23 protein-coding genes are annotated in these 22,115 nt (G+C 43.0%); 8 read left to right on the top strand and 15 right to left on the bottom strand.

Going from position 1 to position 22,115, the window contains the following annotated elements:
• Positions 1-110: 110 nt before the first annotated feature.
• From V7D18_RS14480 to V7D18_RS14460, 5 genes are all read right to left on the bottom strand, one after another.
• Positions 111-2,567, bottom strand: coding sequence for a DsrE/DsrF/DrsH-like family protein (locus tag V7D18_RS14480; RefSeq protein WP_426155054.1), 2,457 nt, complete (start codon positions 2,565-2,567; stop codon positions 111-113).
• A 123-nt stretch (positions 2,568-2,690) separates the two neighbouring features.
• Positions 2,691-3,524: a nitroreductase family protein gene (locus V7D18_RS14475; protein WP_426155052.1), complete on the bottom strand. Its 834-nt coding sequence runs from the start codon at positions 3,522-3,524 to the stop codon at positions 2,691-2,693.
• Between the two features lie 17 nt (positions 3,525-3,541).
• Positions 3,542-3,832: a putative quinol monooxygenase gene (locus V7D18_RS14470; RefSeq protein WP_426155050.1), complete on the bottom strand. Its 291-nt coding sequence runs from the start codon at positions 3,830-3,832 to the stop codon at positions 3,542-3,544.
• 15 nt (positions 3,833-3,847) lie between these two features.
• Positions 3,848-4,354 carry a nitroreductase family protein gene (locus V7D18_RS14465; protein ID WP_426155049.1) on the bottom strand — a complete coding sequence of 169 codons (507 nt, stop codon included), beginning with the start codon at positions 4,352-4,354 and terminating at the stop codon, positions 3,848-3,850.
• Positions 4,355-4,366: 12 nt separating this feature from the next.
• Entirely contained in the window at positions 4,367-4,816 is a 450-nt protein-coding gene (locus V7D18_RS14460) for a MarR family winged helix-turn-helix transcriptional regulator (RefSeq protein ID WP_426155047.1), read from the bottom strand.
• A 192-nt stretch (positions 4,817-5,008) separates the two neighbouring features.
• Between V7D18_RS14460 and V7D18_RS14455 the strand changes: the two genes are divergently transcribed.
• Both V7D18_RS14455 and V7D18_RS14450 read left to right on the top strand, forming a co-directional pair.
• Positions 5,009-5,554, top strand: a complete 546-nt coding sequence (locus tag V7D18_RS14455) for a glutathione peroxidase (RefSeq protein ID WP_426155046.1) — start codon at positions 5,009-5,011, stop codon at positions 5,552-5,554.
• Positions 5,555-5,589: 35 nt separating this feature from the next.
• The gene (locus V7D18_RS14450; protein ID WP_426155045.1) at positions 5,590-6,030 is read left to right on the top strand and encodes a MarR family winged helix-turn-helix transcriptional regulator; all 441 of its coding nucleotides are present in this window, start codon (positions 5,590-5,592) and stop codon (positions 6,028-6,030) included.
• 55 nt (positions 6,031-6,085) lie between these two features.
• On the opposite strand, the gene V7D18_RS14445 is transcribed toward V7D18_RS14450, so the two are convergent.
• From V7D18_RS14445 to V7D18_RS14425, 5 genes are all read right to left on the bottom strand, one after another.
• On the bottom strand, positions 6,086-7,450 hold the full coding sequence (locus V7D18_RS14445; protein ID WP_426155043.1) for an FAD-binding protein: 1,365 nt from the start codon (positions 7,448-7,450) through the stop codon (positions 6,086-6,088).
• 68 nt (positions 7,451-7,518) lie between these two features.
• Positions 7,519-8,268 carry an MBL fold metallo-hydrolase gene (locus V7D18_RS14440; protein ID WP_426155042.1) on the bottom strand — a complete coding sequence of 250 codons (750 nt, stop codon included), beginning with the start codon at positions 8,266-8,268 and terminating at the stop codon, positions 7,519-7,521.
• A 29-nt stretch (positions 8,269-8,297) separates the two neighbouring features.
• Positions 8,298-8,771 carry a glutathione peroxidase gene (locus V7D18_RS14435; protein ID WP_426155040.1) on the bottom strand — a complete coding sequence of 158 codons (474 nt, stop codon included), beginning with the start codon at positions 8,769-8,771 and terminating at the stop codon, positions 8,298-8,300.
• Positions 8,772-8,931: 160 nt separating this feature from the next.
• Positions 8,932-11,475 carry a PAS domain S-box protein gene (locus tag V7D18_RS14430; RefSeq protein WP_426155039.1) on the bottom strand — a complete coding sequence of 848 codons (2,544 nt, stop codon included), beginning with the start codon at positions 11,473-11,475 and terminating at the stop codon, positions 8,932-8,934.
• A gap of 444 nt (positions 11,476-11,919) precedes the next feature.
• On the bottom strand, positions 11,920-12,291 hold the full coding sequence (locus V7D18_RS14425; RefSeq protein ID WP_426155037.1) for a hypothetical protein: 372 nt from the start codon (positions 12,289-12,291) through the stop codon (positions 11,920-11,922).
• A gap of 45 nt (positions 12,292-12,336) precedes the next feature.
• Here V7D18_RS14425 and V7D18_RS14420 point away from each other — a divergent pair, with 45 nt between their 5' ends.
• From V7D18_RS14420 to V7D18_RS14410, 3 genes are all read left to right on the top strand, one after another.
• Positions 12,337-13,398 (top strand): LysM peptidoglycan-binding domain-containing protein, encoded by a 1,062-nt coding sequence (locus V7D18_RS14420; RefSeq protein ID WP_426155035.1) that lies wholly within the window; start codon positions 12,337-12,339, stop codon positions 13,396-13,398.
• A gap of 242 nt (positions 13,399-13,640) precedes the next feature.
• The gene (locus tag V7D18_RS14415; protein ID WP_426155033.1) at positions 13,641-14,369 is read left to right on the top strand and encodes a MerR family transcriptional regulator; all 729 of its coding nucleotides are present in this window, start codon (positions 13,641-13,643) and stop codon (positions 14,367-14,369) included.
• A 94-nt stretch (positions 14,370-14,463) separates the two neighbouring features.
• Complete coding sequence (locus V7D18_RS14410) at positions 14,464-15,048, top strand: helix-turn-helix domain-containing protein (RefSeq protein ID WP_426155031.1); 585 nt, start codon at positions 14,464-14,466, stop codon at positions 15,046-15,048.
• 38 nt (positions 15,049-15,086) lie between these two features.
• Here V7D18_RS14410 and V7D18_RS14405 read toward each other — a convergent pair whose 3' ends face one another.
• Both V7D18_RS14405 and V7D18_RS14400 read right to left on the bottom strand, forming a co-directional pair.
• Positions 15,087-15,308, bottom strand: coding sequence for a hypothetical protein (locus tag V7D18_RS14405; protein ID WP_426155029.1), 222 nt, complete (start codon positions 15,306-15,308; stop codon positions 15,087-15,089).
• A 35-nt stretch (positions 15,309-15,343) separates the two neighbouring features.
• A complete protein-coding gene (locus tag V7D18_RS14400; protein ID WP_426155028.1) occupies positions 15,344-15,655 on the bottom strand; it encodes a YbjQ family protein in 312 nt (103 codons plus the stop codon).
• A 148-nt stretch (positions 15,656-15,803) separates the two neighbouring features.
• On the opposite strand from V7D18_RS14400, the gene V7D18_RS14395 reads away from it, so the two are divergent.
• Together V7D18_RS14395 and V7D18_RS14390 are read left to right on the top strand one after the other, a co-directional pair.
• Positions 15,804-16,622, top strand: coding sequence for a MerR family transcriptional regulator (locus tag V7D18_RS14395; protein ID WP_426155026.1), 819 nt, complete (start codon positions 15,804-15,806; stop codon positions 16,620-16,622).
• Between the two features lie 111 nt (positions 16,623-16,733).
• Complete coding sequence (locus tag V7D18_RS14390; protein ID WP_426155025.1) at positions 16,734-16,994, top strand: hypothetical protein; 261 nt, start codon at positions 16,734-16,736, stop codon at positions 16,992-16,994.
• A gap of 56 nt (positions 16,995-17,050) precedes the next feature.
• Here the strand turns inward: V7D18_RS14390 and V7D18_RS14385 are convergent, their stop codons facing one another.
• The gene (locus V7D18_RS14385; protein ID WP_426155023.1) at positions 17,051-18,157 is read right to left on the bottom strand and encodes an SLC13 family permease; all 1,107 of its coding nucleotides are present in this window, start codon (positions 18,155-18,157) and stop codon (positions 17,051-17,053) included.
• Between the two features lie 148 nt (positions 18,158-18,305).
• On the opposite strand from V7D18_RS14385, the gene V7D18_RS14380 reads away from it, so the two are divergent.
• On the top strand, positions 18,306-18,635 hold the full coding sequence (locus tag V7D18_RS14380; protein ID WP_426155022.1) for a DHCW motif cupin fold protein: 330 nt from the start codon (positions 18,306-18,308) through the stop codon (positions 18,633-18,635).
• A gap of 64 nt (positions 18,636-18,699) precedes the next feature.
• Here V7D18_RS14380 and cooS read toward each other — a convergent pair whose 3' ends face one another.
• Together cooS and V7D18_RS14370 are read right to left on the bottom strand one after the other, a co-directional pair.
• Complete coding sequence (gene cooS, locus V7D18_RS14375) at positions 18,700-20,610, bottom strand: anaerobic carbon-monoxide dehydrogenase catalytic subunit (RefSeq protein ID WP_426155021.1); 1,911 nt, start codon at positions 20,608-20,610, stop codon at positions 18,700-18,702.
• A gap of 104 nt (positions 20,611-20,714) precedes the next feature.
• On the bottom strand, positions 20,715-22,109 hold the full coding sequence (locus V7D18_RS14370) for a PLP-dependent aminotransferase family protein (protein WP_426155019.1): 1,395 nt from the start codon (positions 22,107-22,109) through the stop codon (positions 20,715-20,717).
• Positions 22,110-22,115 lie beyond the last annotated feature (6 nt).

Here is a 22,115-nt window from a genome sequence, read left to right as displayed (position 1 = left end):
TAGTATATCTGTAGTTGAATGAAATGTCAATCACACTGCAGGTGATGGAACATATTTCAGTAAAAAAAACGGAATCAGAGGATTAATCTTCCGATTCCGTGCTTTTCCGATCAGATAAATAAGTTTACATTGGATTCTTCCGCATCGCCCAGATAAGCCCCTACACCGCCAAGCTCTACTCCGTCGATCAGTTCTTCCGGATGAATTCCCATCACATCCATGCTCATGGTACAGGCCACTATGCGAACGCCTGCTTTCATGGCTTTCTTTATCAGGACTTCCAGAGAATCCACGTTTTTATCATTCATGATCTTTTTCATCATGGCAGTTCCCATTCCGCCCATATTCATTTTAGACAGCTTCAGGCGTTTGCTTCCCCGCGGGAGCATTGCTCCGAACATGGACTCCATCATGGTTTTTTTAACAGGTTGTTTTTCTTCTTTTCTTAATGCATTCAGTCCCCAGAATGTGAAGAACATGGTGACCGGTCTTCCCATGGCGGCAGCACCGTTTGCAATGATAAAGCTGGCAAGGACCTTATCTAAGTCACCGGAAAATACAATCAGTGTCTTACCGTCAGCCGCTTCTTTCTGGGGAGCAGCAGGGGAAGAGGTGCTTTTCTTCACCAGCGCCACATAATCATCACCCCGGCGTTCATTGGATAAAAGGGTGTGGCCAGTTCGGCGGCACCATGCTCCGATGTCTCTGGCAAATCCCGGATCAGAGGCGGACACTTCCATAACAGAGCCTTCCTTCATCTCTTTCATTGTTTCAAAGACCTTCATGATGGGACCCGGGCACTGCATACCGCTGCAGTCCAGACGCATGGCTGCTGTAGGAATATCCTTTGTATCCATCTGTCCGTTATCTGAAAAAGAAACCGGTGCAGTGATCTTTGGTGTGGTATCATTCTGATAGTGTGTGGACTGGTAGAATCTTACCCCGCCGGGATAAATCTTAACATTAGCAAAACCGTTCTGCATCAGGATACGTGCTGCATTGTAAGCACGGACTCCAATGGCACAGAAGGTAATGACCTCTCTGGCAGGATCCAGTTCTTTTAACCGGTCACGCAGCTGTCCAAGAGGAATGTGCACAGCCTGTGGAAGTGAAAATGCCATCAGCTCTGCATCTTCTCTGACATCAAGAAGCTGTACACCCGTATTATTTTCCGCTGCATCCCAGGAAGCAAAGGAAACTCTTCCTCCTAAAAGGTTCTCAGCGGTAAATCCCGCCATATTAACCGGATCTTTGGCAGAAGAAAATGGGGGAGCATAAGCAAATTCCAGATGCTTTAAATCTTCAATTGTGGCTCCAAGGCGTATGGAAACAGCAAGTGTATCAATCCGCTTATCAACCCCGTCTCTGCCTACAATCTGAGCTCCGTATATGGTTTTTCCGTCCATGGAAAATAAAAGCTTCAATGTCAGCGGAACTGCCCCCGGATAATAACCGGCATGAGAGTTCTGGGTAATGATAACACTTTCATAGTCTGTTCCCTTTTTTAACCCTCTCTTTATCAGCGCTTTTTCATTGGCTCCGGTTGAAGCAGCAGTTAAATCAAATACTTTGGCAACAGAGGTTCCCTGAGTTTTTTTATAGGTTTCTTTTGCACCTGCAATGTTATCCGCAGCAATGCGTCCCTGCTTGTTGGCAGGACCTGCAAGGGGCACCATGGCAGCATCTTTAAAGGTAAAATCAGTAACTTCAATCACGTCGCCTACAGCATAGATATCAGGATCTGAGGTTTTTAAGGTATCATCAACAATAATACCGCCCCGTTCATTGACAGCCAGCCCGCAGGATTTGGCCAGTTCACTGTTTGGACGTACACCGATGGAGAGGATGACCAGTTCTGCTTTTAAGATCTTACCGCTTTTCAGTGTAATGGAGACAGAATCATCTTCATCTGTAAAGGATGAAACTCCATCACCAAGATAAAGGGATACCTCGTTCTGGACAATGTTTTCGTGAAGCAGCTGAGCCATCTCATAATCAATAGGGGCCAGCACCTGATCCTGCATTTCAATGAGGGATACAAAAAGGCCGGCATGACGAAGGTTTTCGGCCATTTCAAGTCCAATAAAGCCTCCGCCGATTACAGCAGCGGTTTTGATTCCCTTTTCTTTTATAAGACCGCGGATCCGGTCGGTATCAGGAACCGTCCAGAGGGTCTGAATACGGGAAGATTCAATTCCTTTAATTGGTGGGCGGACAGGAGAGGAGCCTGTGGAAATTACCAGAGTATCGTAGGATTCTTCGTAGGTTTCCCCTGATTCCAGTCTGCGGACGGTAATTTTTTTGTTTTCCCTGTCAATGGCTGATACTTCATTTTTAACCCTGACATCAATCCCGTATTTCTTTCTCATGGCTTCCGGTGTCTGTAAAAGCAGGGCATCTCTGGATTTGATCACATCGCCCACGTGATAGGGAAGACCACAGTTTGCATAGGAAATATATTCGCCCCGTTCCAGTATGATAATCTGAGCCTCTTCATCCAGTCTTCTGAGTCTGGCCGCACAGCTGGCTCCGCCTGCGACTCCGCCGATTATAACAGTTTTCTTCATGATACCCCTCCTGATATATAAAATATTGATCTATAATAAGTTTGTTATGTTTTTGACACTCTCAGTATAGGACGTCAGAAGAAAAATGTCTGTGACAGAGTCACATAAAATGCTTTTTATTAATCAGACCCATGAAAATAAGTATTTCATTTCTGAAGAAGTTTTAATTTCGGGAACAGACAGCTTTTTAAACTCACCTGGCAGATTCTTCTCTGCAGCGGCCAGACCAAAATGGCAGGCGGCGATTCCCACATCAACTCTCTGGAGATCCACAGAGTTCTTTCCTTCCTTCAATGTTTTTGCTTCATAAAAATGATAGGCATTCTGATATTTTACAACTCTCCAGGGCTGTTTATTCACAGCGGAGGGTGCCAGTCTTGTCATCTCCAGGGCAAATGCAAAATCCCCCGCATCGGATTTTGACAGAGGAGAAGAAAAGTTTTCACTGAAAAAAAGTTCCTTCCATTCCTTTCTCTGGTCAGATTTGGCCGCCCATCTCATAACCGACTCCATAGGCCTTTTTTTATCAGCCGGATATCCAAGGGGAGTAATAACCGGAAATAAATCTCCCTTTTTTAAATCCATCGCATGAGAGAAGGCGCTCCGGTCAAAGGTGCCGCCCAGCCAGCACGTACCATATCCCAGCGCTACAGCGTAAAGAACCAAATGTTCCAGGGAATATCCAAGTGCTTCCAGTGCAAGATCCGTATCAGGAGCGGAGGCACCGATAAAATCCCTGGCACCTTTAATGACTCCGTAGGTGCCAAGCTTTTCTCCTTTCAATGCGTCACTGCTTTCCAAAAGGCGGAAGCTTACGTCGACAGCGAATGGATTGCTTAAAGTCTTGATAAAATCATGGAACAGATCTTTTTCCTTTGTTGAGAGTGCACGAGGTTCGTAAGACCTGATACTGGTGCGCTCCCGGATGGTTTTTTCCACGGGAAAAACAGGTTTCATAGGGATTATTCCTTTCTTTATATAAGAGTTTTATAAAAATTACTGTCTCCGGGTTTTTCTACCATTTCTTTCATGGCTGCCATAGCTTTTTTAAAATGCGGGGAAGCCCCGTGGGCGGCCAGGCTGGCCTGGTCCTCCCATTCTTCAAGCATGGTTAAAATATGGGGATCTTTCACATCCTGAACAAGTTCGTAGCGGATACAGCCGGCATCTTTTTCTCTGGTCTGTTCCACAAGTTCTGTGGCGGCTTCAATAAATGCAATGATTTTTTCATCTTTGATATAATTTTTTGCAACAACTTTAATCACTTTATTCTCCTTCACTTATGCCCATTTCTCATAATGAACGCGTTCTTCTTTATACCGGTCTGTAAATTCATTTTTCTGTCCATCCGGATAACCTACGGCTATCAGCCCAAAAGGTTTGATATGTTCCGGAAGTTTAAAGAAACTGCGTACATGATCAGTTACTTCATCGGAAGTGGCTACGCCCAGCCAGACAGCTCCAAGGCCTAAGTGTACAGCCTCTAACAGAATATTCTGTGAAGCTGCACCCAAATCTTCTTCCCAGCCCTTTGGAATCTTAAATTCCTTTTCATTTCCCATAAGGGCGATGGTTACAGCTGATCCTGCAACAGGTATTGCGTAGGGGGATACTTCTGAGAGTTTCTTTAAATTCTCTTTATCCTGTATTACAATAAATTCCCACGGCTGTTGATTGGCAGCTGACGGCGCCTGCATGGCGGCACGCAGAATCCTGTCAATCTTCTCCGGCTCTACGGCATTACCAGTAAATTTGCGGATACTGCGTCTGTTAAAAATCTCCTGCATAAAAAATCCTCCTTAATTGTTTTCGAGTTTACCCAGCAGTTTTTTGCTGAGATTTAGAAATTGGGCTGTCTCTTCCTCTGTCAGTATTCCCTGGTATTGTTCATGAAGTAAAATCCAGGATTCCATAATGCTTTTCTGAAGTGCGATACCTTGCGGTGTGGTACTTAAAATTACGGACTTTCCCTCGCATCGTTTGGAAACAAGCGTTTTGTGTTCCAGCTTTTCAATCAGCCGGGTTATGGTGGAGGGGGTTAAATGCAATGTTTCTCCCAGCTCCTTTTGCAGTATTTCTTCCTTCTGGTTAACCAGATAGAGCAGAAGAGCATGGCTGGGAGAGAGTCCGGTTTTAGAAAAAGCTTCCTCTGCAATTTTGCCAAAAACTCTGGAAAGCTTTACTGTAGTAAAAAACAGGCAGCCGTTAAGGGAACAGGCCTGTTTCTGTATTGCGTCATTGTTGCTCAAAATATCACCTCTCTTGTTTGTACATACAAATGATAACATCCTTGATTTTTGCTGTCAACCTAAAAATACAAATAGAACAAATTAATTTATCTCAATTAAATGTAGCAAAACTATTGACAGGCATGCACAACTATTTTATAATAGGATTAACTTAAAAAATAAGCTTTTATGATAGATAAAGGAGGTATTACAATGTCTGTTTATGATTTTACTGTAAAAACTATGTCCGGTGAGGATAAAAATTTATCTGATTACAAAGGGAAGGTACTTCTGATCGTGAATACTGCAACAGCCTGCGGTTTCACCCCTCATTATACTGATCTTCAGGCAATCTATTCAGAATATAAGGAGAAAGGTTTGGAGATACTTGATTTCCCATGCAATCAGTTTGGAAATCAGGCACCTGGAGATGATGAAGAGATCCATACGTTCTGTACCGGACGTTTTGGCGTAACATTCCCCCAGTTTTCAAAGATTGAAGTAAATGGTGAGAATGCCATCCCGCTTTATCAGTATCTGGTTAAGGAAAAAGGTTTTGATGGCTTTGATCCGGAGCATAAGCTGACCAGTGTACTGGAAGAAAAGTTCCAGGAGGCAAATCCCAACTATAAGAATGAGCCGGATATCAAGTGGAATTTTACAAAGTTTCTTGTTGACAGAGAAGGAAATGTTGTGAGAAGATTTGAACCGACCACTGATATGAAGCTGGTTAAAGAGAGCATAAAAGAATTGCTGTAAAAATAAGCAGAACAGCAGGAGAACGGAGAAACGTGATGAATTATGACAGATTGAAAATAGAGAACCAGCTTTGCTTTCCGCTTTATGCCTGTGCCAGAGAGATTGTCAGGCTGTATAAGCCCTTTCTCGATGAGATAGGTTTAACCTACACGCAGTATATTGCCATGATGGTATTGTGGGACAGGAAGAAAGTCACTGTAAAGCAATTGGGTGAGATCCTTTATCTGGACAGCGGTACGCTGACTCCCCTGCTGAAGAAGATGGAAGCCGGTGGTCTTTTAACCAGGAACAGGGACAGGGAAGATGAGCGCAGCGTCATTGTGGAGCTGACTGAGAAAGGTGATCTGCTCAAAGAGCAGGCGGTATCCATACCGGAAAAGATTACACAGTGTGTTCCCATTAACCAGGATGAAGGCCGGGAACTTTATCATCTCCTATACAAAATTCTTGGCAATACAAGCCGGCATCTGGAATAAATTAAAAACTCAGGAAGGCAGTGAGAAAGCCGCTCCTGAGTTTTTTTATGATGTGTTATAAATTCGAACAGCACCGGGATCCGCCGATTGCCTGAGGATAGGTGAAAATACCCTGGGGATCATATTCTTCACGGATCTTTTTAAGCTGGCAGACATGGCTGCCATAATATTTTTCCAGATAGCACGGGAGACCCTGATAAGGAAAATTCACATAAGAGCCTTTTGTCACAGAAGCCATACAACTGGACTGGTGTGCCAGCCACAGGGCATTTTCCCCTTTGCTGTGTTCCAATACTGTATTGAGCCAGACGATATATCTGGAATCTCTATAATAAAAAGCAGTGGAATTTTCCGGTACCTCAGAAACCCTGCCTCCCAGTGCATAAAGAGAAAACCCGGTGTAAATGGATCCGGTCGGACGTTTGTTAATGAGTCCTGCCAGATTCAGACATTCACATTCAGACAGCTCTCTGTTTACAAAGCCGCTTGCGGATAAAAAGGATTCAAAGGGAGGATAAAAGCTTCCGATTATCGTTACTGCTTCCAGAAATGTCACGTATTTTAGACGGTATTTGACCCCGCCAAGCTCCAGAAGCGGTGCAATGCTTCCAAGAGCGGCTTCCGGTGGGCCATAGAAAAAGCCTCTGGATATAATGGAAAGTCCTTCTTCCTGTGAGTTAAAAATTCTGCCAACCAGGGTAATTAAAGGATTGGCATGTTCCAGCCAATCCTGCCAGGAAAGAAGAAAGTAAGCCTGTTTTTCCTGGTCAGCCTTTGGATACATAATTTCAACCAGAGTAATTTTATCTGTTTTTTCGGGAAGCCGGAAGGTCATGGAGACAATGATTCCGAAATTGCCCCCGCCTCCGCCCCGGCATGCCCAGAATAAATCAGGGTTCTCTTGTGAACTGGCAGTGATTAAGCTGCCTTCAGAATTAACCATGGAAAGGCTTAAGAGACTGTCACACCCCAGTCCAAGATAGCGGCAGGAAAGTCCCCATCCCCCGCCCATGACATAACCGCTCACTCCTACGGAGGGGCAGGTACCGCCTGGAAACGGATATCCTCTTAAAGATACAAATTCGTAAAGCTGCCTGTTGTTTACACCGCCCTCTGCAGTGAGAGAGCGGTTTTCCTCATCAATGGAGAGGTGATTCATTTCACTCAGATCTATATCAAGTACATCGTTGCCTGTAGAATATCCTTCATAATTGTGGCCTCCGCTTCGCACGCGAAGACAGATACCCCGTTTTCTGGCCCATAATACGGCATTGCTGACGTCGGTAATGTTCCCGCAGTAAACAATGGCCAGAGGAAACCGGTTGACAGCCCGGTTATAGACTTGTCTGGCCTCATGATAGAAAGGATCATCTGGAGTTACTACACGGCCGGTCAGACCGTCAAAACTGCAGGTGCTCATACTGTCTGCCTCCTTTCCTACTACCATGGTATTAAGGAAAGAGGCATTTGGTGCCGGTAGGGAAAATTCTAAAGCTTCATGATCTTTTTCTCTTCCAGATTGGATATGCCTTCGGGTGTATGGGTGGAGAGATAGACAGTAGGATTTTCGTTTATAAAGGAACGAACCTTTGTCAGAGTATCTCTGGCAGCCTCAAGATCTTCAAAGACTACGGATAAGCGGTTTTCCTTTAAGGCAGCATCTGTATAGGTGATATCGCCGTGTATGAGATAAAACAGTCCGTCAGTTTCCGCTACAACAATGCTGTTGCCCTTTGTGTGGCCTGGTGCAGGCAGGAAATAGACTCCGTCTGTGATCTTTTCGCTGGCATTGAAGTTATAATAGGCACCATCCTTAAATGATACAGGAATAATATGATCGCCGCTTAACTTTAAGGCCTCTGCCTCTGCCTGGGAAAGATAGATTTTAGCGTTGGGGAAGCTTCTCAGCTCTCCGGAATGGTCCGGATGCTTGTGTGTCAGAAGAATCCGGGTAACATCCTCCGGCTGGTAGCCCAGCATGGAAAGAGCAGTTACATAGTCGTGAATCCGTTTTCCCTGGTAGATTTTCTGCCCTTCCTTTGCAGGGGTGTCAGGAACCTCCTTCGGAACTCCGGTATCAATCAGGATGACCTCGCTTCCTGTATCGATGAGATAATTCTGAAGGCTGGATTCATAGGTTTTACTTTCATCAAAAACTGGTTCACTGACTCCGCCTCCCATTGCGAAGGGTTGTGTCATAAAACCTCCCTCATATAATTTAACAGCTTTAATTTCCATGTGAATACTTCCTTTCCTGCCCTTTGGGCTTATAAAAGTGCGAGAATATCTTTTTCCAGTTTTTCCGGTTTATCGGCGGGTGCATAACGGTTTGTTACGTTTCCGTTTTTATCAACCAGGAATTTTGTGAAATTCCATTTAATTTTGGAACCGAGAATTCCGGACTGCTGTGATTTTAAATAGGAATATAAAGGGGATTCTCCGGGACCATTTACTTCAATCTTTGCAAACTGGGGAAAAGAAACTTCGTAGTTCATGGTACAAAACTGATGGATCTCTTCCTCTGTTCCAGGGGCCTGATGACCGAATTGATTGCACGGGAAATCAAGAATTTCAAATCCCTGATCCTTATATTTTCGATAAAGTGCTTCTAAGCCTTCATATTGGGGAGTAAACCCGCAGCCTGTTGCAGTGTTAACAATCAGCAGTGTTTTTCCTTTGTACCGGGACAGAGTAACAGGAGTTCCTATTCTGTCTGTAACTGTGATATCGTATAAATTCATATTTGCCACCTCTCAATTCGTTCTATTTATTTTACTAAATTAAATTGTACACAATTAAAATTAAAATGTCAATAGCTTTTTAAAATAAAATAAAAAGACGCATTTATGACCATGGCAAGTATATTTCTCTGAGGTCATATGCGTCTTTTCTTTTATTCTGTTAAAAAACCTGATTGAGATTTAAAAAAATATTAACAATAAACGGGTCGAACTGGGTTCCGGAGCAGCGGCCAATTTCATCCATTGCGGTCCTGGAATCCATTGCTTTCCGATAGGAGCGGTTATTGGTCATGGCATCGTAAGCATCGGCTACTGCAAGAATCCGACAGAGAAGCGGGATGTCAGTCCCTTTTATTCCTCTGGGGTACCCAGTGCCATCCCAGCGTTCATGATGGGAGAGAATGTATTCGGATACAGTGGAAAGTTCAGGCGTGTTCTGGGCAATCCGGTAGCCGATTTCCGGATGGCGCATCATTTCTTTCCATTCTTCATTATTTAAAGGCCCTGGTTTATTTAAAGTTTCTATATTGACTCCTACCTTGCCGATATCATGAAGTATGGCTAAAAGAGAAAGCTCGTTTTTATCCTCAGAAGACAGATTCAGCTTGTCAGCAATTGCCATGCAGTAGGTTTCCAGCCGTACTGCATGTTCTTCTGTTTCCATACTTTTTTCGTAAAGAGTGGCCAGGAGTGTTGTAATAATGCTGTTGCGGTAGCTTTTTCCCTCCAGCAGCTTTTTATGATACATTTTCTCCTCGGCTTTTTGCAGTGCCTGACTGAGTGACTGGGTCATGTCTTCTTTTACATCAAAGCCCATTGCAACACTGACCTCCAGCGGGAGCCGGTCACTTTTGCGGAAGGCTTCTTCCAGTCTGCGTATAATATCCTGGGCCTTCTGGTTATCGGTATGAGGCAGCAGAATCAGAAATTCGTCCCCTCCCCACCTGGCAGCAATGCCCGTTTTATGGAGACTGTACTGAAGTGTTTTGGCAACTTCTTTTAATAAGAGATCTCCGGTTTTATGCCCAAATACATCATTAATGACTTTCAAACCGTTCACATCTCCCATAATAACGGTAATGGGAAGCTGGCTGGTCTGATCCATTCGGTTTAATTCTTCTTCCATGTATCTGCGGTTGAATATCTGGGTCAGCGGATCATGATAGCTTAAATATAGAATGCGTTCCTGCTGCCGTTTCTCCTGGCTGACATCCCGAAATACCATGACGACTCCGTAAACATGCCCATTTTCATCACGTATGGGAGCGGCACTGTCCGCAATGGGGATTAAGTCCCCGTTTTTATTTAAAAGCACGGTATGATTAGCAAGACCAACAATCATTCCAGTTTCCAGCACTGCATTGATGGGATTTGGTACAAGCTTACCTGTGGTTTCATTACGAAGATCAAAGATTTCCATAAATGATTTAGAAGAGGCTTCCTTTGTACTCCAGCCGGTTATTTCTTCAGCAGCCTGATTTAAATAGGTTATTTTTCCATCCAGGTCTGTTGTTACAACCCCATCTCCAATGGAATTTAAAGTGACGCTGAGCATCTCTTTTTCCCGGTAAAGATCATCTCTGTACTGCTCCCTGTCTGATACATCAAAAATAATGGAATAAAGTCTGGTATCATCTCCATAAGTGACAGGGCTGGAGTATACATCTACCATTTTTATCTCACCGCTCTTTAAACGGTGTGGAAACAGAAAATACTGCCGTTCCCGGTTAAATGCCTCAATGCGCAGCTGCCTGATGGAGTCGTTGGACAGAGTATTGATCTCATCAATACCCATACGTAGCATTTCTTCTTTGGTATAGCCGTAAAATGAACAGGCCTGAGGGTTGGCATCCAGTATTTTTCCGGATGCAGCGTCAATGATCAGCATGACGGCTGAATGTTCCGTAAACATTGAGTTGAAATTCCTAAGCAGCTGTTCTTTTTCCTCTTTCAGCCGTTTCAGTTCGGTAATATCCAGGCGGGAGCCAATGATATAGGAGATCTTCCCATCTTCCTTTACCGGAGTAAGGCGTACAAGCCAGTCTCTGGTGCCCTCAGGAAAATCAACGGTTTCTTCATATGTCAGACCTTCTCCGGACGCAATGCACCGCTCATAACCTTCTTTTAAAGCAGCTCCTACCTTTTCTCCCAAAACCTCAACAGGGGTCATACCAAACAGCGGGGTTGTAATACCGGTCATCTGCTGGTGCACCGTATTATTTTTTATATAACGGAATTCTCCGTCATTGTAGGCAGCCAGAAATAGTGCGTCCTGTGTGCTGTCAAAAAAGATATCAATATCCCTCATCAGTTTTTCATTTGTTTCCTTTACGTTATGAAGCTCAGCGACGAACTCTGTAACGTCGTCGAAAATTGTAATCATTGTGTTGGGATCAGGATAGCTCACAGTCACCTTGTAAAAATGATTATCAGCTTTCATGATTGAATTCTGTTCCTGATTCCATTGATTCGGATTTTTATAAAAATTAAACCAGGCAGGTTGGTCAGACGCAGAATGAAGAATCAGGGATATACACTGCTGCATGGCATCTTCTTTTCTTAAATTCAGATAGCGTAAAAATGTGTCATTTGCCTCTGTAAGAATATAATCCTTTATATGGGAATCATCTTCAAACAGGATGGTGTGGCGGGCATAGCCCAACGGCAGCTGCATAAAAGCCTGATAGAAAGGTTCTTTTGTCATAATGGGACCCCCTTTGCCTTATTAAAAATATTGTCATAAATGGTAAATATTTGTAATAAAATAATATCAGATGTTTGTTGCAAATGCAACGGGAAGGAAAGAATCAATATGCATGTACAATATTATATTGCCAGACAGATCTGTATGTGAAAAAGACAAAGGCTGCAGAGGGATTTATGGTGATAACTATAAAAAAATTAAAATATAGCAGGTTGACAGGTACTTTTCTGATTTTTTCATCATAAAATAAGACAAATTGTTTAATTGAAAGGCAGTATTATGATGACTTCTTGCCCTGAAGGATTGTTTTCCTATACGATTCAATCCGGAGATACGCTTTGGCTGATATCCAGACGTCACTATACCACGGTTGAAGCAATTATGGCAGCAAATCCTGGTATCAATCCCGGAAATCTCCAGGTTGGACAGATAATCTGTATTCCATCAGGAAACAGAGCTGCCCAGCCGGCGCAGCCAGCCCAACCGGCCCAACCAGTCCAGCCGACCCAGCCAGCCCAGCCAGCGCAGCCACGGATGCAGCCGGCCCAACCAGCGCAGCCGACCCAACCAGCCCAGCCACGGATGCAGCCGACTCAACCGGCCCAACCAGCGCAGCCGACCCAGCCGGTTCAGCCGCGGATGCAACCGACCCAACCGACCCAGCCAGCGCAGCCACGGATGCAGCCGACTCAACCGGCCCAACCAGCGCAGCCGACCCAGCCGGTTCAGCCGCGGATGCAACCGACCCAACCAGCCCAACCAGCCCAGCCGGTTCAGCCACGGATGCAGCCAACCCAACCAGCCCAGCCAATCCAACCGACCCAGCCAACCCAACCGACCCAGCCAGCCGACACCTCTCAAATGTCGACAAACACGTTAAAAAGTGAAGCTGTATCCGGCAGTACAACGCGCTGTCCGGTAGGTCTGCGCGCCTATACCATTCAGAAAGGGGATACCCTCTGGCTTCTTGCAAAGAAATACTGTACGACAGTAGAAGCCATAATGGCTTTAAATCCAGGTATCAAACCCGGAAATTTAATGATCGGCCAGGTAATCTGGATACCGGCAGGATATAAATTCCGGAACCTGCCGCCATGGGCTCAGTCCACGGATAATACCGCACAGCAAAGACCTATGAATATGTATCCGGTCTGTCCCCAGGGAACCCGTTCGTATACGATTGAGGCAGGAGATACGCTCTGGCTTTTATCCCAGCGTTACAATACTACGGTAGAAGCGATCATGGCTGCAAATCCTGGAATAAATCCTACTAACTTGTTTATCGGTCAGGTTATCTGCATACCCAGAGACCGTCCCCAGCCGCGTCCCCAGCCACAGCCCCAGCCTCAGCCGCAACCCATGCCTCCTACTTACATGTGGGTCAGCAAAGCGGAGCAGAACTTAGGTAATTACCTCCGTTTTTTGTGGCTCCAGCAGGTTTACTGGCTGAGAATGGCAATCCAGAGTGAACTGTGGAATTTATCCGATGCTGAATATGTTATGAATCGTCTGATGGAAATTCCAGGAGATTTCCAGATGGCAATAAAAACATTCTATGGGGATGAAAATGCCAAAAAATTTGCTGATCTCTTAACCGGTTATTTTACAGCGGTCAATGATTACGTAATGGCATTAAGAGATGGGAATGCACAGGCGGCTGCTGACGCAGAAAACCGAATGAATAATAATGCCGCACAGTTTGTTGAGTTCCTGGTCTCCATAAATCCCAACTGGTCTGCTGCAGACTTACAGAGGATGCTAAATGATTACATGAATCTGACTAAAGAGGAGACTGCTGCCACATTATCCCAGAATTTTGAGGACAGTATTGGTATATTTGCTGATATAGAGCGTGGAGCATTGGAAATGGCTGATATGATGACCCAGGGAATTGTAAAACAGTTTCCCCAGTATTTCAGATAGGAAAAGAGACAGTCCGGTATGGCAACCGGGCTGTTTTTCTTTGTACAGTTAGATTGAAAAAGTTTTTTCAGTCAGTTACAATAACTAAGAACAGGATAAACTAAGCACTGAATAGCAAAAGAGAGGGATACCTGTATTTTCTGTGGCATAGCTTAGCCAAAAATGAAAAATCCCCCTGCGTAACATATTGCTTGTGACGCTGCGTAATGTTATAAAATGCGAAGTGTAAGGAGGTGAAAGCTATGTCAAAATACACGACAGGAGAAATTGCAAAGCTCTGTGGCGTATCTGTCAGAACGGTTCAGTATTATGATACAAGGAACATTCTTGTTCCCAGTGAGTTGTCTGAGGGTGGCCGGCGGCTCTACTCTGAAGAGGATTTAAAGCGGATGAAAATTATTTGTTTTCTTCGTGAAGCAGGATTACCAATAAACAGCATTGGTGAATTCCTTTCAGAAGAAGATCCGGGCAGTGTTCTCTCCATTTTGCTTAACCAGCAGGAGCAGGCGATAAAAAAGGAATTGAATGAACGCCAGATGAAACTGGATATGCTGGAACAGATCAGGAGTGAGTTGAAGAGTATAGACAATTTCTCAGTTGAATCTATCGGTGATATAGCTTACTTGATGGAAAATAAGAAAAAACTGAAAAGACTTCACGTAACACTTTTGATTACGGTAATACCGCTTGGGATTTTACAGTGGACATCGATTATTCTGTATATCATGTCTGGGATATGGTGGCCTTTCGCCCTGTACCTGGTGGTGGCTGTTCCGTACACTGTATGGATATTAAAATATTATTTCACGCGGGTTGCGTATATTTGTCCGCAATGCCACGAAGTATTCAAACCAGTACTCAAAGAAGCGTTCTGGGCAAAACATACACCAACACTCAGGAAGCTGACTTGTACCTGCTGCGGATATAATGGCTATTGCGTGGAAACCTACGGAAGTAAGCACGAAGAATAAGTTTTTAAAACTCTCTACGCAGCGTAGATTGAAAAAAATCCTTCAGCCAGTTACAATTAGAAAGAATTCTTTTACAGGGAAGGGAGGTTTGCCTGTGCCTGACAATAATGTAGGAACCTTAATCCGTATGCTTCGCAGTGAGCACGGTATGACACAGAAACAGCTTGCAGATGAACTGCATATCAGCGATAAAACGGTATCCAAATGGGAGAGAGGCAAAGGTCTTCCGGATATTTCTTTAATTCCTGAGCTTTCCAGACTTTTTGGAATAGATATACAGAATTTATTAAATGGTGATTTGACGCCCAATGATATAACAGGAGGAAATATGAAACAGATAAAATACTATGTCTGTCCGACCTGCAACAGCATCACATTTTCCACAGGAGACGCAGAGGTTTCCTGCTGTAAAAGGAAGCTTTCTGCACTGAAACTGCAAAAGGCAGAGGAAGGGGAGAAGCTTTCCGTTACTGTGGTTGAAGATGACTGGTTTATTACCAGTGCCCATCCGATGAATAAAGAGTTTTATATTTCGTTTCTTGCCTTTGCATCAGGAGACCGCATCTCAGTAATCAAGCAGTATCCGGAATGGGATTTTAATGTCCGGATTTCCAGGCTGGGGCATGGAATGCTGATCTGGTACAGTACAAAGAAAAAACTGCTTTATCAGCTATTATAAATAAAAAACATCGCTTCCCAGCCAGGAAACGATGTTTTTTATTTGAGCTCTTTTCTTTTCAGCACATAGGAAACAGCCATACAGGAGATTCCGGGGATTAAAAACAGGATGCCGGAAAGCAGAAAGCTGGCAAAAATCAGGTCCGGAACAAGCAGAAGCCTGTTTTTTAACAGATAGTATTCATAGACCATTAAAACAAGGAAAAGAAGCAGAAACAAAAGCCCCAATATAAACAGAAGATTTTTTGCAAATTTTTTCATGTCATTCCCCCCAATAGAGACTCCGGCAGTATCAGTTACTTAAATACAGCAGCAGTTCCATAAGCCAGAACTTCCGCGGCACCCTGCATGACCGAAGAAGAAGCGTAACGGATATTGACAATGGCCTCCGCATTCATCGCCTCACCTTCCTGGATCATACGGCTGGTTGCAAGATTCCTGGCCTCATCCATCATTTCCGTATACGCTTTTAATTCCCCTCCAACTAAGGTTTTAAGTCCCTGAGAAATATCTTTTCCTATATTTTTTGACTGTATGGTGCTTCCTTTCACCATACCCAGAAGTGTCAGCTCTTTTCCTGGAATATAATCCGTGGTAACTAACAGCATTGGGATTCACTCTCCTTTCTCTATAAAAATCAGTTTTAACATAAACAATGAAAAATATGTATCTTAAGAATTGTTGCTTGACTCTCACATTATGGTATACTCTATACTAAATACGAGCTCAAAAAAACATATATGTGAGGAAATAAGCATGCTGAAAATAGGAGATTTTTCCAAACTGTCAAGAATCAGTATCCGAATGCTTCGCCATTACGACGAGATCGGACTGCTGACACCAAGGAGTACCGACCATTTTACCGGATATCGCTATTACAGCGAAGACCAGCTCTTAAAAGCTGTCAGGATTAATTCCTTAAAAGATATGGGATTTAGTCTTGCCGCAATTGGGGAAATGCTAAAAAAATATGATGATCCCGCAGAACTGGCAAAGTTTTTAGAGATCCGGAGAGTGGAAGTCCAGGAAGAAATGAAGGAAAGCGGACACCGGCTTATGCTCCTTGATACAGCCATTCAAAGGCTGAGAAAGGATGATATGGCAATGAATTACAGTGTAGTACTAAAAACCATGCCTCAAAGATACGTGGCCAGTGTGAGAGCGGTTATACCAGCCTACAACCAGGAAGGAATATTATGGAAGCGGATGGGGGAAGAAACCCGGGATATGAATCTGCAGATGGCAGAACCCGTCTATTCTCTTGCAGTATTTCATGACCATGGATTTAAAGATGGGGACGTTGATGTGGAAATACAGATTTCCGTAAAGGGCTCCTATGACAATACGGAGCATGTAGTATTTAAAACAGTACCAGAGGTGGAAATTGCATCAGCGGTATACAAAGGGAGCTACGATCAGATCACAGATGTGAACTTTGCAGTTGCCAACTGGGTCAAAGACAATGAATATGAATTTAACGGTCCCATGTTATGCATTTATCACGTCAGTCCTGCTCAGACTCAGAATCCGGAGGAACTGGTAACAGAAGTATGCTATCCAGTTAAAAAAATATAATAAATACAAAAAATGGCTGTCTGCTTGTAACAGACAGCCGTTTTTGTTATAATAAACAGGCATGAAATAAAAACGCGGTTCCAGGCAGATTGGAATGGAAAGGTCGGAATTATGCTGTTTAAAAAGAAATTAACAGAGATATACAGTACACAGGATCTTGAAAAGCTATATCGTGTAAAAAATGTGTTGAGAGAAAATAATATTTATTATATGACTGAAACAACCAATAACAGTTTACGTTTATCAATGAATAACTTAAATGGAAGGAATCCAATCTTAGGCAGGACAGGTAACGTGAAAGATTTTTACAGACTTTTTGTATATAAGAAAGATCAGGAAAAGGCAGCATATATTATTTCCCAGTTAAATTGAACCGTTAAAACAGCCAGCGGCATCGTATGAGGCCGCTGGCTGTTTTGAAAATAAGTTTACATAAGGATTCCTTCAAATAAAAGCAAAGCGATGAGAAATAAAAGATTAAAAGCTGTAAAGATTCCCAGAAACAAAAAGGTTTTTCTGGGATAAGCCGCAGCATACAATTTATAGGAGATAACACTTGCCATAGAGGCGATCAGTGTTCCCATGCCTCCTACATTTACTCCGGTAAGCAGTTCGGAAGCATTTTCCGTGAATCCGGACAGCATGACGGCTGCAGGGACATTGCTGATAAACTGGCTTAATAAAGCAGCAGTTACCATGGTATCTTTTCTGATCAATCCCGAAACGGTCTGATAAACCCAGTCAATTCTGGCCAGGTTCCCTACAAATATGAATATGGAGGCAAATGTAAGGAGAAGGCAGTAATCCACCTGACAGAGCGTACGCCTGTCCATAATTGCGGTGGCAGCCAGAATAATCAGTGCAGCAATCTGATAAGGGACCAGACGAAGCACAGCGGCAACAGCCAGAAAGAACATGGCACCATAGGCGATGACAGGTCTTTTCCGTATTACCGGAGTGGTGGAATTTACCTGGCTGATGGGACAGCGGGGGATAAAAAAACACACCAGTGCAAGCAGAATGCCTCCGAATAAGACAAAGGGAAAGGTCACTTTTAGAAAAGATGGCAGATGAAACTCATACCGGGTAAACAGATAAAGGTTCTGTGGATTTCCGATGGGAGTGAGGCTGGAACCAATGTTTGCGGCAATGGTCTGTAAAACCACAACAAGGGCAGTATGACGTTCCTGTCCGCAAAGGGAGAGAACAGACAGGGTGACAGGGATCAGGGCGATTAGGGCAACGTCATTTGTCATAATCATGGATGCAAAAAAACAGGTGAAAACAAGCAGAAAAATGAACGGTTTTAAATCTTTCATACCGGATGACAGTTTCACTGAGATTGCATTTAAAAGTCCTTCCCGCTCAATTCCCTTAAGAGCAGTCATGAGACAGAACAGGCAGAGCAGAGTCTTAAAATCAATATACTGCAGATAGGCGGAATCAGGGGGGATAAAAAAGACAGAAATCAGAGCGAGAATAGAAGCTGCTGTCAGAACTGGTTCTTTCTGAATAAATAAAATGGGTTGTTTCATAAGCTTTCTCCAGTAGTAGCAAGGGTAGTAAAAATACTTCCGTGCTATTATATATCATAAATCCGTCAACATCAATCATTGTTTTACTGCAATTGACACCAGTTTTTCAAAAGCGTATAATAAGGCTCAAAAAAGAGAGGGAAAGAACATGAAAATTGAGCAGGTACCTTTTTGCACGATGGATTGGAATCAGGCAGAAACAACAGAGCATCCTGGTATAACCGGAACTGCTTACTGGAAAACCTTCGAGATGGGAAACATAAGAGTGCGCATGGTTGAGTATACACCTGGTTATATGGCAGACCACTGGTGTCACCGGGGACATGTACTGCTGGTTCTGGAAGGGGAACTTGTTACACAGCTCAGTGACGGCCGGGAATTTATATTAAAGCCGGGTATGAGTTATCAGGTAGCGGAAGACGCAGATCCTCACCGTTCACATACTGAAACAGGAGCAAAACTGTTTATCGTAGATTAATTAGAAAGACCGCATTATTCCTGCCAGGTCAGATGAGGAGTAATGCGGTCTTGTTATTTTATTATTACAAACCCATGGCTTTTCTTTTTTTCATGATATGGCTTTCAATTTTTTCCGCCACTTCCACAGGATCATCTCCCAGGGCCACCTTACCGCCGGTTAAGTTTTCCACATCCTCTGTGAGCAGTTTCACAAGGTTGGGTGCACCAGTGATAAACGGGGTAGGAGAAAGATGGGTGAAAGCACCGTAAGCGACGGCAAATATTCCGTCTATGGTAGCTTTCTGCTCCATCCATTCCGGTGCTGTGACAGCAATGGGAAGATCGGAGATATCAGCATCAAGATAGTCAGCAAGGGCTGTTACCAGCATGGAGATTCTACCCGTATCCGTGCAGGTTCCAAAGCTTAATACCGGTGGGATCTTCAGGGCGCTGCATACTGCTTTTAAGCCGCTTCCGGCTTCGTTAATGGCATCCAGGTTACACATGCCGGCTACTTCCAGACCATGATTTCCGCAGCCGCCTGCAACAACCATAATATCTCTCTTAATCAGCTGTTTTGCCAGATTTACGGTGTTCCAGTCCTGAGGACCGTTTCTTAAGGTGGAGCAGTTTGCAAGCGCGACAATTCCTTTAATCTGTCCTTTTGCAATGACATCCACAAGATTTTGTAGGTCATTTCCGATTGCATTCAGTACGGCTTCCGTTGAGAAACCGGCAATTGCTTTCTGGACATGTCTGGGCACCATAGGTTTAATCTTGTCATGTCTCTTTTTGAAGTTCTCGATTGCGATATGAATGCATTTTACCGCCATTTCTTCTGCTTTTTGAGGATAATAAGGCATTTCATGCTCAGTTCCGGGAACTCCGATGATGGTGCTGACACTGACCAGGGCAACCTGGTACTTTTCTGCATATTGGTCAATGGCAGGCGGAGAGCAGTTTTCCTCCATAACGAATGCGTCAACGGTTCCTGTAGCTAAGAAGGGTTCAATGGCCAGCCAGTTGCCCATCAGTCCAACAAAAACATCATCCATTTCAAATCTCTGGAGCAGCTCCTGTCCTGTTTCAATGGATCCTACGATGTGAATACCTTTTGCGCCGCACTGTTTTGCCAGATCCTGAAATTCCTTTGTTTTTGCTTTCATTAGGGCAGCAGCTCCGATCCATGGCTGATGACCGTTAAATGCAATGTTTACATAATCCGGGTCCATGATGCCCAGATCCACATCTACTTCATGGGGCTTTGGTGTACCGAATAAAATGTCCTGGGTCATTTCAAGACCGATCTGGGCTGTATAGATGGTGGATAAACCCAGACGCAGAGCTTTTTTTGCAAGAGAGACATAGTCTCCATCCACATTGGTAAGGCAGCTTGCAATGCAGTTTTGCACTTCATGTTCAATTCCGGAAGGATAAATATTTAAATCATGCCATATTTTTTTCCTCTTTTTCGGAGCAAAAGCCTCGACCATGATGCTGTGCTGGTCCGGATTCACTTTCATTTCCCTGTCTAACAGCTCCGCAAGGCAGGTTGCCATCTGATTGATGGACTGGCTGGTGTCAATTCCGGTCTTTTCACACATCCATTTCAGCTTTTCCGTATCTGTGATCTGAAATGTTGTATTTCCTTTTCCTGTTTCTTTCAGCGTCCGAAATGCTTCATAGGCATGATGGGCATAAGTAGCAGCTCCCATGATATTTCTCATAAGGAGATTTCTCATTGCCATGGCGTCCGGACCGATTCCGCAGGCGCCCTTTTCAGGACCTTTCTGTTCATTAATCCGGCAGGGACCGTTGGTGCATAGCTGACAGCTAAGGCCCTGGAGACAAAATTTGCACCGTATCTTTTCCTGCTCATCAAATCTTGAGAATACGCTGGATAAACCGTCATCTCTGATTCTTACCAGCATTTCTTCTACGGAATCGTGATAACTGACACGATCCTTTGGTTTTTCTAAAACTGCTTCTGACATAATGACCTCCAATCTTATTATCAAAGGTAGTATGCCAGTTTTAGGAAAAATCAATTCAGATTTTATGCATTTCTTCCTAATTGGAAGCAGTTAATTTATAATTGTTATAGTAATGCAGACAGCCGTTCAACAGCTATAGGAATTCTGTCGCTGTCAACACCTGAATAGTTAATGACAATTATGTGTTGAGGACTGCTTTTTCTATTATGATAATATTCTGATAAAAAAGATATTTTTATTCCTTTTTTAGCAGCTAAACGTTTTAATTCGGCATCTTCCAGGTTTGTGTTAACGCTTAAAAGAAAATGGAGTCCTGAGTTTTCTTCAAGTATGGTTACTTTTTCTCCAAAAGAGCTGGCTTTTATTGATTTGATAATAAAATCACGATGCTTTTTATAATAATTTCTCATGCGGTTAATATGCTGCTCATAATACCCATCAGATATGAACTTTGCTAATGTAAATTGTTCAAAGCTTGGAACAGTACATGCGTAGAAGCTTAAATTTTCTTTATAAAGCTTCAGTAAACTATAAGGTAGAACCATATAACTGATACGAATTGATGGTGCAATGCTTTTAGAAAAAGTATTGATATAAATAACCTTTTCGTTTTTATCAATGCACTGAAGTGTTTGTATGGGTCTACCCGTAAAACGAAATTCACTGTCATAATCATCCTCTATTATATATCGGTCACTTTTGTCATTAGCCCATTTTAAAATTTCATTACGTCTTTTAATCGGCATTACAACTCCTGTCGGAAAATGATGAGAAGGCGAAATATGAACGATTTGCGCACAATTTTCATTTAATTTTGAGGCTGATATTCCGTATTCATCCAGGTCAACATATTTATAATCTACATCGTTGTACTTATATATTTTAGCAATCTTTTGATATCCGGGATTTTCAATGGCATAAATTTTTTTCCTTCCCAGAAGCTGAATTATTAAGCTATACAAATATTCTGTACCAGCGCCGATAATAATTTGATCATGAGAAACTGACATTCCTCTAAAATTATAAAGATAATCAGAAATAGCCGACCTTAATTCTTTTACTCCACTATAAGGCGCTGCGTCCAAAAGCCGGGTATTATGGTCTGATATTATCTCCCTCATTAATTTTGACCACACAGAAAATGGGAATTTTATGGATGAAATGTTGTTGCTTGTAAGATCCACAAGATAATTATTTTTATTAATGCTATTTTCTGATTTTGTTCTTCGGACAGTTTGAACTGAAGAAGTTATTTCATCTAAATCACAGATAAAATATCCTCTTTTTTCAACTGAATATATATAACCTTCTAAAATCAATTGTGTATAAGCATTTTCAACCGTAACAACACTAAGTTTTAAATGCTGCGCAAGATTTCTTTTTGATGGCAGTTTTTCATCAGCCTTAAATTTCCCGCTTAAGATCTCCTCTTTGATATTTTTATACAGAAATTCATATAAAGGTATGCTTCCTCTTTTATCAAAATTATACGTTAACATATTTAT

The sequence above is a fragment of the Lacrimispora sp. 38-1 genome (assembly GCF_049890855.1).
Classification (GTDB): domain Bacteria; phylum Bacillota; class Clostridia; order Lachnospirales; family Lachnospiraceae; genus Lacrimispora.
This window is presented reverse-complemented; position numbering and strand designations above follow the sequence as displayed.

What these genes read in the sequence shown, in the direction of transcription:
- V7D18_RS14480 (WP_426155054.1), bottom strand. Translation starts at nt 2,567, where the DNA reads ATGAAGAAAACTGTTATAATCGGCGGAGTCGCAGGCGGAGCCAGCTGT.
- V7D18_RS14475 (WP_426155052.1), bottom strand. Translation starts at nt 3,524, where the DNA reads ATGAAACCTGTTTTTCCCGTGGAAAAAACCATCCGGGAGCGCACCAGT.
- V7D18_RS14465 (WP_426155049.1), bottom strand. Translation starts at nt 4,354, where the DNA reads ATGCAGGAGATTTTTAACAGACGCAGTATCCGCAAATTTACTGGTAAT.
- V7D18_RS14455 (WP_426155046.1), top strand. Translation starts at nt 5,009, where the DNA reads ATGTCTGTTTATGATTTTACTGTAAAAACTATGTCCGGTGAGGATAAA.
- V7D18_RS14450 (WP_426155045.1), top strand. Translation starts at nt 5,590, where the DNA reads ATGAATTATGACAGATTGAAAATAGAGAACCAGCTTTGCTTTCCGCTT.
- V7D18_RS14445 (WP_426155043.1), bottom strand. Translation starts at nt 7,450, where the DNA reads ATGAGCACCTGCAGTTTTGACGGTCTGACCGGCCGTGTAGTAACTCCA.
- V7D18_RS14440 (WP_426155042.1), bottom strand. Translation starts at nt 8,268, where the DNA reads ATGGAAATTAAAGCTGTTAAATTATATGAGGGAGGTTTTATGACACAA.
- V7D18_RS14435 (WP_426155040.1), bottom strand. Translation starts at nt 8,771, where the DNA reads ATGAATTTATACGATATCACAGTTACAGACAGAATAGGAACTCCTGTT.
- V7D18_RS14430 (WP_426155039.1), bottom strand. Translation starts at nt 11,475, where the DNA reads ATGACAAAAGAACCTTTCTATCAGGCTTTTATGCAGCTGCCGTTGGGC.
- V7D18_RS14420 (WP_426155035.1), top strand. Translation starts at nt 12,337, where the DNA reads ATGTCGACAAACACGTTAAAAAGTGAAGCTGTATCCGGCAGTACAACG.
- V7D18_RS14415 (WP_426155033.1), top strand. Translation starts at nt 13,641, where the DNA reads ATGTCAAAATACACGACAGGAGAAATTGCAAAGCTCTGTGGCGTATCT.
- V7D18_RS14405 (WP_426155029.1), bottom strand. Translation starts at nt 15,308, where the DNA reads ATGAAAAAATTTGCAAAAAATCTTCTGTTTATATTGGGGCTTTTGTTT.
- V7D18_RS14400 (WP_426155028.1), bottom strand. Translation starts at nt 15,655, where the DNA reads ATGCTGTTAGTTACCACGGATTATATTCCAGGAAAAGAGCTGACACTT.
- V7D18_RS14395 (WP_426155026.1), top strand. Translation starts at nt 15,804, where the DNA reads ATGCTGAAAATAGGAGATTTTTCCAAACTGTCAAGAATCAGTATCCGA.
- V7D18_RS14390 (WP_426155025.1), top strand. Translation starts at nt 16,734, where the DNA reads ATGCTGTTTAAAAAGAAATTAACAGAGATATACAGTACACAGGATCTT.
- V7D18_RS14385 (WP_426155023.1), bottom strand. Translation starts at nt 18,157, where the DNA reads ATGAAACAACCCATTTTATTTATTCAGAAAGAACCAGTTCTGACAGCA.
- V7D18_RS14380 (WP_426155022.1), top strand. Translation starts at nt 18,306, where the DNA reads ATGAAAATTGAGCAGGTACCTTTTTGCACGATGGATTGGAATCAGGCA.
- cooS (WP_426155021.1), bottom strand. Translation starts at nt 20,610, where the DNA reads ATGTCAGAAGCAGTTTTAGAAAAACCAAAGGATCGTGTCAGTTATCAC.
- V7D18_RS14370 (WP_426155019.1), bottom strand. Translation starts at nt 22,109, where the DNA reads ATGTTAACGTATAATTTTGATAAAAGAGGAAGCATACCTTTATATGAA.